We start from the raw sequence: 14,836 nt of genomic DNA on the forward strand, positions 1-14,836 counted from the left end.
TTTAGTTTTCAGAAAACTAAATAAAGGAAAAGAATGAATTTGATGAAATGGATACTGGCCATGCTGGTTTTCCCTATGGCAGCTCAGGCTCAGTGGGTATCGATCAATCCTGGAGCAGGAGGACAAGTACAAGATGTAGTGTGTGCACCTAGTACACCTGGTACTCTCTATCTGGCTTCCGACATGGAAGGTGTTTATAAAACAGAAGACAATGGAGCGCATTGGCATATCACAGGCGATTTGGTACACAATCGAATCTTTGCTGTAGCAGTAGACCCTACCAGCGCAGACCAAATTTACGTAGGAGGCATGTTTGCCTTGCAAGTATCTACGGATGGAGGCAAAAACTATTCGGTAGCAGACAAATCCTTAGGAGAGAGTTTTGGGTCTGTTAGTGTAGATCCTCATGATCCTAATCACATCATAGCTGGTATAGGCTGGAGAGATGATTATGATTTTGTTACTCTTACAGATAATGTGAGAGATGGAAAAGGTAGGTTGCTTGAGTCGCGCGACAAAGGATTGACATGGAATTATATCACTTATGACAAAGCTGTAGGAGATAAGAATGTTTGGACGATCACATTTGACCCTGTGAAAAAAGGTGTAGTCTATCTCTCTGCAGCGAGAGGGTTTTATATCAGTAGAGACGATGCAAAAACGTGGCAATTAATAAAAGCACCAGCCAAAGCCTTCGACAACAAAGGAGCAACTGTGAGTCCTGATGGCAAGGTTCTCTATACCGCTTATGCCACGGGCAATAGGGCAAGTGATGTGTATGCAAGCCCATCAGACGACATCGAATGGATAAAAGTTATGGAAGGATTGCCGAATCATAAAATTGGATTCTGGTATCCAGAAGTAGATACACGTTCTACATCAGAACAGCACAAAGTGCTGATTTCGATAGAAGGTACTCGTGAGGGCTTGTTTGAAGGAACTTTTACTTGGGAAAACAAGGAGTTGAAAAATTACCATTGGGATTTGATTTGGGAAGGAACTGACGGATACGATTTTGGATGGGACTGGGCTGACCCTAATCCGAGATATGTACATTATACGCCTATAGGCTGGAAACGTGCGATATGGTCTACTACCAACGAGAACATGTTTGCAGGCATTCGTCAGGCAGATGGTTCATATCAGTGGATCAACAAATATTCCAACCGAAACGAAAAATTTGTGGTTCACCAGTGGAACAAAGATTGGTATACTTATTCAGGGCGTGGAACAGAAAGTACCTACACGTATGATATTGCCGCGGACGAAAATTATGTCATCCAAGGCCAAGGCGACAATGGATTAATGGAAAGTTGGGATGCTGGATTCAGCTGGTCCAATATCCAGCACCGTACCGATAGTCTCAACTATTCAGATATACAAGCGGTCGCTATTGGAGCGGCCAATGGTAAGCCAGTAGTATTGGCACAAGCCACCACAGGGTATGGGGGTAATGCCAGAGACGGTCGTCTTTTTGTGAAAAAATTAGAGACGTATTCACCGACTGATCGATGGGAAATGATTGGAGGAGGTCCTAATCATTTGCTTGGATTGCCTGAAGGGATTTTTAGAGACGTAGTAGTTGCACCTTCCAATCCCGAAAAAGTGTATCTCTGGTCTAACGACAATGGGCTATATCAAATAGAAGATTTAGGGGAAACACTCAAACAACGTGAAAATGGCGTAGTAGTACCAGCTCAAAAAATCAGTGATGAGACTTTAGCAGGCGTCATTACTACTAAAAAAATTGCTGTTCACCCTACCAACGAAAACATTGTTTTCTTGGCAAGCGCAAGGGGAACCAAAGGAGCCTTTAGAGGAGAGAAGGAAGACGGGGTATGGAAGTGGACAAAAATTTATGGTGGAGGTAGCTGGGAAGCAGAAATGGTGGCTTGGGAACACCTTGGTCAGACTTATTTGATCTATTCTGGCACGTCTGAAAACACCAAAAAAGACGGGTGTAACTATAAGATTTTGTTGTCTATGGATGAAGGAAAAACCTGGACTTCTATCCTAGACCCTTCGATGGCTTTAGAAATGAGAGCGGAGTATATACAGGCTTGGTATCCATACATCAAGAAAGATTATATCTTTCAAAACAAAGGAGGGTTGACAGCCAAAGGCAATACTATTATTATCAATTTCTACAATCACAAGTACCAAAACGGGGTAGGTATTTTTAAAGGAACTTTAGATGAAAAAGGGAGTGTGAAATGGGAAGACTGGACGGGAGATCTTCATTACCCAGGAGTTACTTCAGCCATTATCGCCTCATACGAAGGCGAAGAATGGGTCTATATCAGTACACCAGGGGCAGGCGCTTGGAAACGAAAATTGTGAGATAAGACTATTGAAAGGTGAAAAGAGATAGAGACTTGTAGTCTCGGTGATAAAGACAGTGAAGCTATTTCAGTACAAGACGTTTTGAGTTAGATAAGTTGCATATAGGCGAGGAGTAGATTTTGGACTCACTACAAGTGAGCCCGAAAAAGGATATTTCTGTTTTCATAGTATTTATAAAAAGTTAAAATCGAGTAATTTGCTGGATTATGATTTGGGCGAGGGAGCACAGCGTCTAGCAATTAATCACATTTATGAAAGCTATAAGCAAAACAGTTGTCGCCTTTTTGGTGATGTTATCATCTATTCAGTACAGTATCGGGGGCAATATTATTGACACCAATGACTACGCTTATTGGCGGCAGTTGGCCGTCAGTTCGCCGATGTTTGCTGCTATGAAGACCAGCGCGTTAAGTATAGCCATTGAGGATGGAGAGACCCGTGATGTGATGGGAGGAAATGCCCTGGCTTATATACTTGATCCAGGTAATAAAGCAGATTATATCGCTAATATTCAGCATAAATTCGTCACCAGAATACAGACTATGACCATCGGAACAGGAGCTGCTACCTCTTCGGTTCCTTCTCACGAGTTGTTTCATGCGCTCTTGGCACTGGATGTAATCCGCTATGATCTAGACCCTGAAGTACTTTCGACATATGAAGGCTGGCTTGAAAGTAAAATCATGAAATTAGTGATTGGCAAGTGGGACCCACATGGATGGGCCATGAGAATGCTTTGGTACAAATATCGAGGCGACGAAGCCAACTTTCAGAAAGCAAAAGAAGAATTTGATATAGGATTGTCGGAGCACTATATGGCTGACGATGGTGTTTCGCCTGCTGGCAACGGCTACTGTGTGCAGCGCTGGAACTCCGTTGAGCGTGCTGCTAAAAACACCACGCCCGATATCATGGAATACATGGGCTACAATGAATACTATACCAACCCTGGAATGATAGGGCTTCATGAATTTATGTTTGGCTATGCCGTCTCTCCTTTTGGGCGGATTTTATTATATGGCGATTCACGCGACACTGAAGCACAGAAACCATGGGATGTTAGTGAAAATACCATTTTGTCTCCCACCATTGTGTCGGCTGCTCGGTTTTCTCCTGAGGCATACAAATACGCCATGTGGGTATTGAGAGAAGGGGCAGGAGTGTCTAATGGAATATTAGTAGGCTATCTGTCTAATTATTTAATCATGGCTGGAACGGCCGCAAATAACAAACCGATAACATTCGACACCGCTGATGCAGAGCTGGCTCCGAGTAGATTGTTTGAAAATTATGCGGCTTTAATTACCAACGAACAGTCCACTGATGCGCTTTATTTAAGCATGCTGAATTTAACAGGAAATACGGAGTATCATACCCACTATGAAACCAATGCCATAGCTATGGCTGGGTATGGGGAGATCTTGTTGCGAAATGCAGGATACGACGGGCCAAATAGAGCTGCAACTGTAGAAGGAGTCACAGCCACTTTCGATTTCATGCATTCGGATTCGGAGTCGGCTAGCACCTTGATGATCGGAGGGAAGAGACATTCCACGAAAGTGGGTGACGGAATAGTAGAAGGCATAGTGGGGCAAGCGGTTGAATATTTTAGGGGCGCTAATTCAAAATCTGTCAAAGGAGTGCACCTGAGAGATGTCGTTTTTGTACAACCATCAAATGGTGTCAATGGCTATTATCTCGTGATGGATCATGTCACTGCAGACAATGCCGAAGATCAGGTCAATGTGATGTGGCACCCCAATGCGGGCACTCTGAATATCATAAAGAATGAAGCCGAATACTTCTCTGAAATAAAAATGGAGAGCGGGGCTGTAGGTCCTCGCTTGTATACCAATAATGAAGCAACGCTAACTACCCTTTTAGGTACCGCTCCAGCTTCTGTAGAGATCAAAAGGACTGCCAATCAGGCCAGATCGGGATATGCTTATGCAGCGGATTATTTGTATGTAAATTACAACACAGTAAACCATAAGGCTGATATCCTTACGGTTCTCTTTCCAGGGGATAATACTCATGACACGGGAAGTATGGCTAGGATTGCATCTGGTGTTTATTCGGGAAGTGAAATCACCCAAGGACAGGTAGTGGATGTAGCCCTTACATCTGATGGCACGGCTGTGGGAGGATATGACACAGAAGCTTTTCAAGGTCAAAATATTTGGTACAGAAAGGCCTCAGGACTATTCATTTCATACTTTGTGAAAGGAACTTCCTTTGACGATGGCCAGACTATCCGTAGTGGTTTTGAAGCGCAAGAGTCCGTTGCTCTATATATGGATACGACTGAAAATAGCGGTATGGTTGCGTCGGAAGGAACCACTGTGACGTTCTATTCTTCCGGCATTTCAGCGGTATTGCTCAATGGAAAATCGGCAAGGGCATTGGCCTCTGGTACAAACTGGATGCAGGTAGAGATTCCTTCTGGTACTTTCACCATAGAGCTGTCGGTCGTTTCTTCGGATTCACCTGATACGTATTGATTTTAAATGAGCTTACCGCTGCAGTTTTTGGAGACGATCACTTTTTAGCGAAGTCTCTTTATTTGTAGTTTTTGAGCAACTTGTTCAGTACTTCAAGATCCTTTTTCTTGTCTCTGATGAGTTTTTTCTGACTGTCGCACTCAAAGTCCGAGTAGTCAATTTCTAGCCATTGAATATCATTTGCTTTTAGCCCTTTTTTTCTACGCTCACTATAAATTTTGCGTTGTTCAGATCGGGTCACGCCACTTACGGTGATTTTGTCTGGTTTATCAAAAGTATCAATGGCTTCGCTGTGCTGCCGCTCCTTAAACTCAATAACCAGATTTTGTTCTTTGTAGTAGGCATCCACAGGTAGAGGTGTTCTGGTTTTGCCGTTTTTATGATAATCTCCCAATAAGAACCCAAACTTGTGCTGTCGAGAAGCCTGAGCCTCAAGGATTTCATCGCATAGGTTGATTACATAATGTTCGTCACTACTGGCTCTCGAAGCTTTTAATTTCTGCTTTTTAGAGACCCCTGTATCATTTGGGGTATCCGAGACATACGTGGCTCCTGTTCTTACAAAGTACCAAAAGGTGTGTTTCTCCTGTCTTTCTGCATGCACAAAGGGAATCTTGCTCAACGCGTTTTGCTCATCTAATGCTCGAAGGATCTTTCGGATAGGCAATCCTTTTTTATGATCTTTAGTGAAAATACCAGCCTTGATAAAGTCTGGCATCAATTCTCTCACTGCTACAGTATCTTTTTTGCTGTGTTCAAAATAGTCTGAGATGACTTGGTTGATGCGTTCAATGTTTTTTTCCTCTTGCATGATGATTCTATTTCAATGAAACCCACTTCTCTTGAATGAGCATATAATTATGGGGGCGCAAATATCCACTCAAAAAACTTAGCTATTGGACAAATGATAAATGGATTATTATAAAATCACATTTATTGTAATAGGATATTTGCTTAGGCTTTGTCTGGTGGTTGTCTTTCGAGAAGAACAAGACCATTAGCCAGCGTTAGGATACGGGATCAGTGGGTGTGTTTCATGTAGGTATTGTCGTGATGGCTAATGAGCTGTATGGCGCCTTTTATTATTTCCACTTTGAGTTGTTCGAATTCGCCTATGGTTTCTCCGTCTAGTTGGAGCAGCCTTTTTTTGTCGAAATGAATGATTGCCTTGTCTGTGCTTATTAGTCTTCCATTTTGGCTGTCATGAAAGCGATCATTAAATTTTGACAACCCTGCTTTTAGCAAGAGGTTTGCGTCTATTTTTTTCACAACTACAATTTCAAACTTCCCATCCATGGGGTTTCCTTCTATGTTTAAAGGAATTCCCGTTCCGTACTTTCTGCAATTACAAATTCCAGCCATCACACCATGTTCTTTGATCGTTTCTCCATTGGCTTCAATCACGATATCGAAGGGGGTCGTGCTGTTTACTTTTTCTAAGAAGTATTTGGCGTAAGTTACTAGGCCACGGTTTTCATCGTTTTCGTAGGACTGGACGATTTGCGCATTGATGCCTACATCTCCAATATGAATGGAATAATGTGCGTCATTCACTTTTAGCATATCAAGGTGGCCGATTACATTGGAAAGCAAAAGATCCCTCAGTGCTTCTAATGGTTTGAGGTTTACCATGAGCTCGGCAGCCATGCCATTGGCCGACCCCAAGGGGATGATACCCATCGGGATTTTCGTCTTTTTTAAAACTACGGCAGTAAAAAGTGTAGTGCCATCTCCTCCCACAGAAGCGACTCTGTCAGGCTTGTATTTTGAAACAGCATCTGTTAAGTGCTTCTGGTCTTGCTTTCCTGTAGTTTTAAAAACCTGAAAATCAATACCATACTTTTCGCAAAGCAGTTTGGCGTCTACCAAAAAGGGTTCTTTATCGATACCTCCTGAGATAGGATTAACTACAAATAGAATTTTCATACGTCGAGTTTTATCAATTCACTATTTATATCAATTTCAGCGTCATGATCAAAATACAAAGTAGGAACGCCTGTTGATTTGAGTTTTTGCCACAAGGTGTTTTGCATGATCGAAGATTTTGATTTCGTCTTTCTGATATACACTTTCAGAATCCTTTCGGGATGGTCTTTTATGATTTTCGCATACACTTCCATGTCCTTTTGTGTGTCATCACCGAGCAAGATGTATTTTTTGTTTCCTGTATTTTCAAGGATAAATTTAATGTTGTTAGCCTTGAAATCGAATCCCTTTTTGCTGGTCATCAGCTGCCTGATACTCAGGTATGGAGTAAGGATCATGACCCCTTTTGGCAATTGATTTGCGTGAATAATGGAGGCGATCAATTCAAATAAATTGCTTTCACTTTTCGAGACGTAGTATAGGCGTGCATGGAGTTTTTCGGATTCCTCAAACAATTGTGCCGCATATTTTACGGTCTTTCTTTCAAACGGCAATTTGAATAGGATCGTACGGATTCTTTGCAGAAAACTAGCTGTATGAGATACGATAATTGTATCATCGATATCTGAGATGATGTCAAATGGACTGTCTGTATTGAGAAATTCGACAGGGTAATTTTGCATGATGGTTAAGGGGCGACCCTGTGCAGTGGTTCTTATGTCTATGGTGCCTTGGGCTTGATGTGTAGTGAAAATAAAAAAGCTGCCAAAGCTATCGGTGAAGGTGGTTTGGGTGGATAGGTTTGTAGTGATCCAAATTTTTTTGTTGGCATATACCTTTGTGAAATAGGACAGTACCACCTTCCAGGCGTGCTGCAGTTTTCCAGTTTTTTTAGAAAAGGAAAAAGGAGCTTTGTTTAGCAGCACACCACTTATGAATGTCCTGTTGTTTAAATGGATAGATGAAACTTGCCAAACGACAGGTGTATGATCTCTTTTTTTTAAGCCCAATTTTTATTTGAAAATTTAGTGTGCTTTTTATCCATTTGCGATTAATTCCGTCATTCTTATACATTTTGCTACGTGATGTGTAGCCTTATTTTAGGACGGGTCACACTGGCATACAACCTTTAGCTTTCCTGTCTATAATTAATCGCCTGGCTAAGAAACGTAGGGGAGTTTGAAATGCCGCCCTTTCGGTTTACTCATTAGCCAAGCCAAATATTTTTATAATTCAATTTACTTAATCATTATCAAAATTTTGGATTGGCGGACTATCCAAAGGCTCTGAACTATCGAAAACCACCAAACCCCTATGTTTTCTTAGCCCATGTTGTATGCCGTGTATTTTTCCTTTGGTGGCAGAGTGTTTCGGTTTACCTCCGTGCGTTGGGCAGCCATACTCTTTGCTCATATTGTGTTTGTTTCAAAAGGAAATCGCGATTTCCGCTTCGCTCCAATTGACAAGTTTTGGCTTGTGTGATTGCCTTGTGCGACTTGGCAATAATGTGTATGGCTGAGAAAGGAGGGCTGTTTATTCATTGCTCTTCCCTTTCTTGGTTATTCGTTTTACTTCTTTGTCAAAGTCTGACTCAAATGATTTATCCTGCTCTATTCTAAACTTTTGATATTCTTGTTCCGCTAGTTGCTTGGCGATGGTAGTCTTTACTTTACCTGCATCTTTCAATACTTGGTAATCATTGAATTGGAGGAACCCGTCTAGTTTTCCTATCCAGTCATTCATTTTCATTGGGTTTTGACGTTCTGCTTGTAGTTCGGCAAAGTCCAGATACATGGTAACAATTCGGTTCAGGTCTTTTAATTCCTTTTCGCTGAGATAGTTTTTTGCTACTGATATATCCGTTTTCAATACTTTTCCTGAAGGAGCGTTTTTCCAAGTGGTTAAACCCATGTTGAGTTTGTCTGCATCAGCTCGTTGTTTGATGATTTCCGCTGCTGTATGACCTGTAATTGCCCAATGCAATTTATTTTGAACAGTCTTATAGAATGTTTGGGTGACTTCTGCTTTAGGGTCGTAATCGATGCTGCATTGAGCGTAGATGTCAGTGATTTTTTGGTAAAAGCGTCTTTCGCTAGCACGTATCTCACGGATACGTTCCAGTAATTCATCAAAATAGTCTTTTCCGAAAATAGCATTTCCTTGCTTGAGGCGTTCATCATCCATCGCAAAACCTTTGATGATGTACTCCCGAAGGGTTTTGGTTGCCCAAATACGGAACTGTGTACCCTGTTGTGACTTTACACGATACCCAACAGAAATAATGACATCAAGATTATAGAAGTTAACTTCGTTTTCTTGTGTTTTCCCTTCAATAGCACCATGCTGACTGGTTGTTCGGAATTTCCGAACAACCATAGATTCGTCTAATTCCCCTTCCTTAAATACATTACTAATGTGCTCACTAATGGTGGCTTTTGCTTTCCCAAAAAGTTCTTGCATGGCTTTTTGGGTGAGCCAGACGGTTTCGTCTTGTAGTAACACATCTACCTTCACATCTCCGTTTTGGGAGGTGTAAAGGATGAATGAGGATTGATTTGGAGTGAGTTCCATATACGATTTTTTAAGGAAGCTTTGTTTTACAATATTCTACTTGGTTCTTGAATTTGTATTCAATGTGCTTGACAACCGCTTTGCATAATTCAATGAAGTCTGATTCAGAAATACTTTCTTGCTCTCCTCTCCAAGTGCCATGTGACAAATCATTAATCAAGTTGTAAATTTTTGTATTGGTATTAAAGTGCTCTTTTACATAACCTTTTACGACATCCTTAGTCAACTGGAGGTTCTCAAACTTCGAAATACTTTCTAAGATGTGCCGAATCGAATTAGCTGTTGTATGAGAAGGCTTTTCCTTTCCTTCTGATATTTTACATAGGTCGTTCAAATGATGTATGTAAGGAACGCTCTGGCTATGCACCGTGGCGTGTTTAAGTTCGTATTTCGTTTCGTTTATCTAAGTAGCGAATTCTTTGAATTCGCATAGTAATTTCTTTTTTACACTAGGCGAATTCGGAGAATTCGCGGGCTATCAAGTAACCACAAACCTATCGTGCCCCACTGACACGACATGGTGTCATAGGTGATGTTCTATGCTTTTTTTATGTTCTCATGAAACCACTTAGATTCAGTTTCATCCATTAAATCAAGCTTTTTGGAAATGATGAAATCAATGAGTTTATCAACCCTTGAATCGGTATATTGTGTCAAGAATTTGAGAATATGAACTAACTCAGGTTGAGAACCACCAACATAATGAATTTTAGACTTACGAGTTTTTGACAAGATGTTCTTAGCTCTTTTGATCAATATATCAATTACGGTTTCATCACCATATTTACATAATGCTTGTGTTGACATGGATTTTACGTCATTGTTTCTGTTGGTTTCAGAGATTTCTCTAAAAAACTCCAACTCATTAGTGCCATTAATTGAAGCAATGGCTCCTATGGCTGTGTTAACTGTAAATGCTTTGCTATTTGTTCTTGCTACTTCCTTAATTCTTTCAAGAGATTTATTAGAGCCATGTTTGCTCAGTACTCCGCATATTGAATTTAGTTCGTGAGGTTTCTTTTTGTTTAATTCGATTAGTTCAATGCATATATTCTCGATTCTGGGCGAATATGAATCATCAAGTTTTTTTAGGAGTCCCAGTGAACTCAGTTTGATTTGCCAATCTTTATTTTTTACAAGTTCAAACAAATACTCTTTTTCTTTATCCACTTGTATGTTGGAACGAACTAAATCACCAAGAGCAACATCTTTGACCCAACGTACTTTTTCATTTTTAACAAAGTTGATTATAAAATCGGCAATTGAATGATCTTGAACTTTATCAGCAAGACTAACTAAAACATGAATTATATTAATTTTTTCTTTAGTTACTTTCTCTTTGCTGAGACGGTCAGTTAGTAATGGTATAAATTCAGGGTTGTCTAGTTGTTGACTTTCAATTCTTGCTTCATACGCAATAGTTAAATCCGACTTGTATGAGACACCCTCTGGAAGTTCAAGTCCAGGTCTCAAGTTTTCATTTTCAAGTCTTTCAAATAGATTTTCTAAATATTCTTTATTTGACATGATTTTTAATTCTTATTGCATAGAACATCCGGATATCAACCACTAGTGGTTGATATATCCATTATGTTTTAGTTTTTTAAGATGTTCTTTTTTCATAGAAGGGCTGCGGTTAGGCTTGGCCTTAGACAAGTATAACCCAATGTGCAGAGGATCGCAAGTCTGCTAACTATTTGGCATGAAAAAGAAGGTATGAGTGCTTTATCTGTAACAAAGTCTCTTTAAAACGTAAATATTACGTTTATGTATTTTACCTTTGGGTTTCACAGAATGAAAAGGGATCAATCATGGGTAAAATTTTAGTCACAGGAGGTACAGGATATATTGGGTCGCATACGGTTGTAGAATTACAACAAAACGGATTTGATGTTTTGATCGTGGACAACTTGTCTAACTCACGAAAAGAGGTGTTGACCAAAATCGCGGACATCAGTGGTACGATGCCTGATTTTGTGGAGCTGGATTTGAGAAACGAGTCTGCTGTGATGAATTTGTTTAAGAACCATTCCATAGATGCAGTGATCCATTTTGCGGCAAGCAAGTCTGTGGGTGAGTCAGTACAAAACCCGCATTTGTATTACCACAACAATGTGGGGGCTATGCTGCATTTGATCAAAGCCATGGAAATGCATGAGGTGAAATCATTCGTATTTTCATCGTCTTGTACGGTGTACGGACAGCCCGACCAGCTCCCTGTGACAGAGCAAACTCCGACTAAGCCTGCCGAATCCCCATATGGCAACACCAAAAAAATCTGTGAGGATATTTTAAGGGATTACACAAAAGTGAATGCGTCGTTTCAGGCCATAGCGCTTCGGTATTTCAATCCAGTAGGCGCGCACGAATCGGCGCTGATCGGAGAGAGACCTAGCGGTGTGCCCAACAACCTGATTCCTTATTTGCTAGAAACTGTGGCAGGAATTCGTGAAAAACTGAGCGTATTTGGAGACGACTACAGTACGCCTGATGGCACGGCTGTGCGCGACTATATCCACGTGGTAGACTTAGCCAAAGCACACGTGATTGCCTTGCAGCGCATGCTAGCAGAAAAGCAGAAATCGAACTACGAAGTGTTTAACCTCGGTTCGGGCAATGGGTATTCTGTGCTAGAAATCATACAGGCGTTTGAGAAGGTAAATGACATTAAGGTGAATTATGAAATTGCTCCACGAAGAGCAGGAGATATAGAAAAAATCTACGCCGATACCACTTATGCCAATGACGAATTGGGCTGGTCGGCTGCACTAGGCATCGATGAAATGATGCGTACGGCATGGGCTTGGCAGAAAAAATTAAGTGCAGAATAGCACAAACACACTAAGATAGTTTTTGGGTAAAGGCGCCCCCGTTTTGGGGCGTCTTTTTTTGTCTACAGCTTCTTATCTATGCCGTTTCACTCGCCATTTGCGTACCATCCATCTCACCCCAAAATAACTGATTGTGGAGATCGGAAGAGCTAGAAATAAGTTGCCTACTAGAAAACGCAGGGTATAGTCGAAAACCTGATCCCATTCGTCTACTTCAAATTTGATCACGTCAGCTTTGCCGAAAATGGCTTCACCTATTTCATAGCTCGCCCAGTAGATGGGAGCCAGTGTCCAGATGTTCCAGACGAGCATGGCAAAGAACAAAGCGTACTTATTGATGGTCTTGAAAAGAGCTACGATGGCCAGACCGATTAGGAAACTAATGCCCGGTGTGGGTAGTATCGCAACAAAGCTCCCTATGGCAAATCCCATCGCCACAGAGTGATCCGAGGTTTTAGTCTTGAGCACTTCGAGGAAGTGCCTTTTGATTTTAAATACGAACTGATCCTTATAGTTTTTCAATTTTTGTTGTGGCTAGATCCACTTTTTGACTCTGAAATAGATGAGCATGGCGACAAATATGGCTCCCATGACTCCCCAAGTATAATAGTACCCATAGGGGTGATGTAGCTCTGGCATATTGTCGAAATTCATACCATAGATACCCGCGATAAAAGTGAGTGGAATGAAGATAGTAGCTACCGTGGTGAGCACTTTCATGGTCTCGTTCATTTTCTGACTTTGCGAGGCAAAACAGATGTTGGTGAGTCCTTCGAGGGTGCGTAGGGTCGCTTCTATTTCTTCCATGGCCGCTGCCGCGGAATTATTCAAGTCTTTGAAGTACTTGAGGTTGGTCGGTTTGATCAATTTTGTATCACCATTCATGAGGTTGTTCAAGGCTTCTTTAAATGGCCCTAGGGCTTTTTTGATCACCTGTGCGTTTTGCTTATGCTTTTCTAGCACGATCAGTGTGGACTTGTCAGGGTCGGAGATGACTACTTTTTCGATCAGCGCTATTTCTGCATTGGTCTGGTCTATGGTTTCAAAATAGTTGTCGAGGATGCCATCTAGGAGCTGAGATAGGAGGTAGTCACTGCCCCGCTTGCGAATAAACCCTAGCCCTTCTACGAGCTTGTTGCGAATGCCGTCGAAGTGATCGCCGATTTCTTCCTGAAACGAAATAGCGAAGGAAGAGCCTAGTACAAAGGACAGCTGCTCAACTTCGAGTTCTTCTTTCTTGGCGATGGATTTTACACTAAAAAACAGGTGATCCTCATAGTCCTCCACTTTGGGTCGCTGCGTGGTGTCTAGAATCTGTCTAATGGTGAGTCTATCTAAGCGGGCTGATTTCCCTACTTTTTGTACCATGGGTACGTCATGAATTCCATGGAAGTTGAGCCAATATACTTTACTTTTCACAGGTTCTTTCAAAAACTGAAAGGAGGTCAAATCCTCTTTGATGTCGAGGGAATCGGCATCGAACTCATAGAGTTGGCTTTGAACCTCATCCATTTTCTTTTGTCCAATGAAAGTCAACTCAGCCTTGGCCTTGGCCTCCGATTTTTTATTAGAATATAAGCTTTGACCCAGGGTACTGAGGGTTTTTATACCTTGGAGCAAAAGTTTGTCTGGTCGTGTAATATCTATTGGTTTCATTTCAATTTGTTGACTAGGGTAAGACGATCATAAGTACGTAAGTCACTTCTATGGGTATACATTATACGTCTCTATTTTTAATTCTAATTTAAAGCTAAGGAAGAAAGTGGAGGAATAATAATAGTACGCCAATCCTACTTTAGGATATGAATGGATCTCTGCCAGACACGAAGGCTAAAAAATATAGGCTCGCAAAAACGGAGGTTGCTCGGAGACTATTTTCCTTCAAATTTTGCGGTTCTTCTTTCCAGAAATGACATCAAGCCTTCCTGGGCATCGCTGGTCTGCATGAGGTGATGAAGAGTGGGCATGAGCTGCTTTTCAGCTGCCTCTTGCCCGTCGAGCAGGGCTGTTTTGGCACTGGCCAAAGTAGCCTGTACCGCCAGAGGTGCTTGCTGTGCGATGCGCTCGGCAAGCGCTGTAGCTGCTACAATCGGGTCTGCGGCTACCTGTTGCACAAGCCCGATCCGTAATGCTTCTTGTGCATCAAAAGTATCGCCAGTGAGTAGGTATTTCATGGCATTTCCCCAGCCGCAGCGCTGGTGAAATCGCAGCGTAGCACCACCAAAAGCCAAAATGCCTCGCTTTACTTCTATCTGTCCTAGTTTGGTGTTTTCTCCTGCCACACAGATATCGCTGGCTAGGATCATTTCGATGCCTATCGTGAGGCAATGGCCGTGTACCGCGATCACCACGGGTTTGGTTCTATTTTTATCAAAAACTTGTAAGGGATCAATGTTGCCTTCGGCAAAAAGTGTCGCACCTTTTTGGATATGTTTGGACACATCCGCCAGATCCAAACCAGTGGTGAAATGATCTCCATGAGCATACAGCAATCCACACCTAATGTCAGAGTCATTTTCCATCTGCGTATACGCATCGGATAGCTCCTGTAGCATGGCGTAGGTAAAGGCGTTCATTTTTTCTGCACGGTTTAGCACGATATGCAGCACATGTTTTTTGATCTTGGTGGTGACGAAGGAATGACTCATAAGTTAAAATTACTTTAAAAGGAGTACCCAATAAAATCAATAATCCTCTTCGTAAACTTTTGTAGCGTTTAGTTTT

Annotated in this window: 11 protein-coding genes; 3 read left to right on the forward strand and 8 right to left on the reverse strand. The window is 41.6% G+C overall.

The window, feature by feature from the left end:
* Positions 1-42: 42 nt before the first annotated feature.
* A complete protein-coding gene (locus N7E81_RS08065; protein ID WP_263052782.1) occupies positions 43-2,340 on the forward strand; it encodes a WD40/YVTN/BNR-like repeat-containing protein in 2,298 nt (765 codons plus the stop codon).
* A gap of 254 nt (positions 2,341-2,594) precedes the next feature.
* Positions 2,595-4,844 (forward strand): hypothetical protein, encoded by a 2,250-nt coding sequence (locus N7E81_RS08070; protein ID WP_263052783.1) that lies wholly within the window; start codon positions 2,595-2,597, stop codon positions 4,842-4,844.
* 58 nt (positions 4,845-4,902) lie between these two features.
* Here the strand turns inward: N7E81_RS08070 and N7E81_RS08075 are convergent, their stop codons facing one another.
* The 5 genes from N7E81_RS08075 to N7E81_RS08095 all read right to left on the reverse strand — a co-directional run bounded on the left by N7E81_RS08075 (position 4,903) and on the right by N7E81_RS08095 (position 10,808).
* A complete protein-coding gene (locus N7E81_RS08075; RefSeq protein ID WP_263052784.1) occupies positions 4,903-5,655 on the reverse strand; it encodes a hypothetical protein in 753 nt (250 codons plus the stop codon).
* 209 nt (positions 5,656-5,864) lie between these two features.
* Complete coding sequence (locus tag N7E81_RS08080; RefSeq protein WP_263052785.1) at positions 5,865-6,770, reverse strand: diacylglycerol/lipid kinase family protein; 906 nt, start codon at positions 6,768-6,770, stop codon at positions 5,865-5,867.
* On the reverse strand, positions 6,767-7,720 hold the full coding sequence (locus tag N7E81_RS08085) for a phosphatidate phosphatase App1 family protein (RefSeq protein ID WP_263052786.1): 954 nt from the start codon (positions 7,718-7,720) through the stop codon (positions 6,767-6,769). Before N7E81_RS08085 ends, N7E81_RS08080 begins: the two co-directional genes overlap by 4 nt.
* Before the next feature lie 523 nt (positions 7,721-8,243).
* The gene (locus N7E81_RS08090; protein WP_263052787.1) at positions 8,244-9,281 is read right to left on the reverse strand and encodes a virulence RhuM family protein; all 1,038 of its coding nucleotides are present in this window, start codon (positions 9,279-9,281) and stop codon (positions 8,244-8,246) included.
* A gap of 537 nt (positions 9,282-9,818) precedes the next feature.
* The gene (locus N7E81_RS08095; protein WP_263052788.1) at positions 9,819-10,808 is read right to left on the reverse strand and encodes a hypothetical protein; all 990 of its coding nucleotides are present in this window, start codon (positions 10,806-10,808) and stop codon (positions 9,819-9,821) included.
* Between the two features lie 284 nt (positions 10,809-11,092).
* Here N7E81_RS08095 and galE point away from each other — a divergent pair, with 284 nt between their 5' ends.
* Complete coding sequence (gene galE, locus N7E81_RS08100; protein WP_263052789.1) at positions 11,093-12,112, forward strand: UDP-glucose 4-epimerase GalE; 1,020 nt, start codon at positions 11,093-11,095, stop codon at positions 12,110-12,112.
* A gap of 72 nt (positions 12,113-12,184) precedes the next feature.
* On the opposite strand, the gene N7E81_RS08105 is transcribed toward galE, so the two are convergent.
* The 3 genes from N7E81_RS08105 to N7E81_RS08115 form a co-directional block, all read right to left on the reverse strand.
* Entirely contained in the window at positions 12,185-12,634 is a 450-nt protein-coding gene (locus tag N7E81_RS08105) for a DUF2062 domain-containing protein (RefSeq protein ID WP_263052790.1), read from the reverse strand.
* A 12-nt stretch (positions 12,635-12,646) separates the two neighbouring features.
* A complete protein-coding gene (gene corA, locus N7E81_RS08110; RefSeq protein WP_263052791.1) occupies positions 12,647-13,768 on the reverse strand; it encodes a magnesium/cobalt transporter CorA in 1,122 nt (373 codons plus the stop codon).
* A gap of 215 nt (positions 13,769-13,983) precedes the next feature.
* Positions 13,984-14,760 carry a crotonase/enoyl-CoA hydratase family protein gene (locus tag N7E81_RS08115; RefSeq protein WP_263052792.1) on the reverse strand — a complete coding sequence of 259 codons (777 nt, stop codon included), beginning with the start codon at positions 14,758-14,760 and terminating at the stop codon, positions 13,984-13,986.
* Between the last annotated feature and the right edge of the window lie 76 nt (positions 14,761-14,836).

This window comes from Reichenbachiella carrageenanivorans (assembly GCF_025639805.1).
Lineage (GTDB): Bacteria > Bacteroidota > Bacteroidia > Cytophagales > Cyclobacteriaceae > Reichenbachiella > Reichenbachiella carrageenanivorans.

What these genes read in the sequence shown, in the direction of transcription:
- N7E81_RS08095 (WP_263052788.1), bottom strand. Translation starts at nt 10,808, where the DNA reads ATGTCAAATAAAGAATATTTAGAAAATCTATTTGAAAGACTTGAAAAT.
- N7E81_RS08080 (WP_263052785.1), bottom strand. Translation starts at nt 6,770, where the DNA reads ATGAAAATTCTATTTGTAGTTAATCCTATCTCAGGAGGTATCGATAAA.
- corA (WP_263052791.1), bottom strand. Translation starts at nt 13,768, where the DNA reads ATGAAACCAATAGATATTACACGACCAGACAAACTTTTGCTCCAAGGT.
- galE (WP_263052789.1), top strand. Translation starts at nt 11,093, where the DNA reads ATGGGTAAAATTTTAGTCACAGGAGGTACAGGATATATTGGGTCGCAT.
- N7E81_RS08075 (WP_263052784.1), bottom strand. Translation starts at nt 5,655, where the DNA reads ATGCAAGAGGAAAAAAACATTGAACGCATCAACCAAGTCATCTCAGAC.
- N7E81_RS08065 (WP_263052782.1), top strand. Translation starts at nt 43, where the DNA reads ATGAAATGGATACTGGCCATGCTGGTTTTCCCTATGGCAGCTCAGGCT.
- N7E81_RS08115 (WP_263052792.1), bottom strand. Translation starts at nt 14,760, where the DNA reads ATGAGTCATTCCTTCGTCACCACCAAGATCAAAAAACATGTGCTGCAT.
- N7E81_RS08090 (WP_263052787.1), bottom strand. Translation starts at nt 9,281, where the DNA reads ATGGAACTCACTCCAAATCAATCCTCATTCATCCTTTACACCTCCCAA.
- N7E81_RS08070 (WP_263052783.1), top strand. Translation starts at nt 2,595, where the DNA reads ATGAAAGCTATAAGCAAAACAGTTGTCGCCTTTTTGGTGATGTTATCA.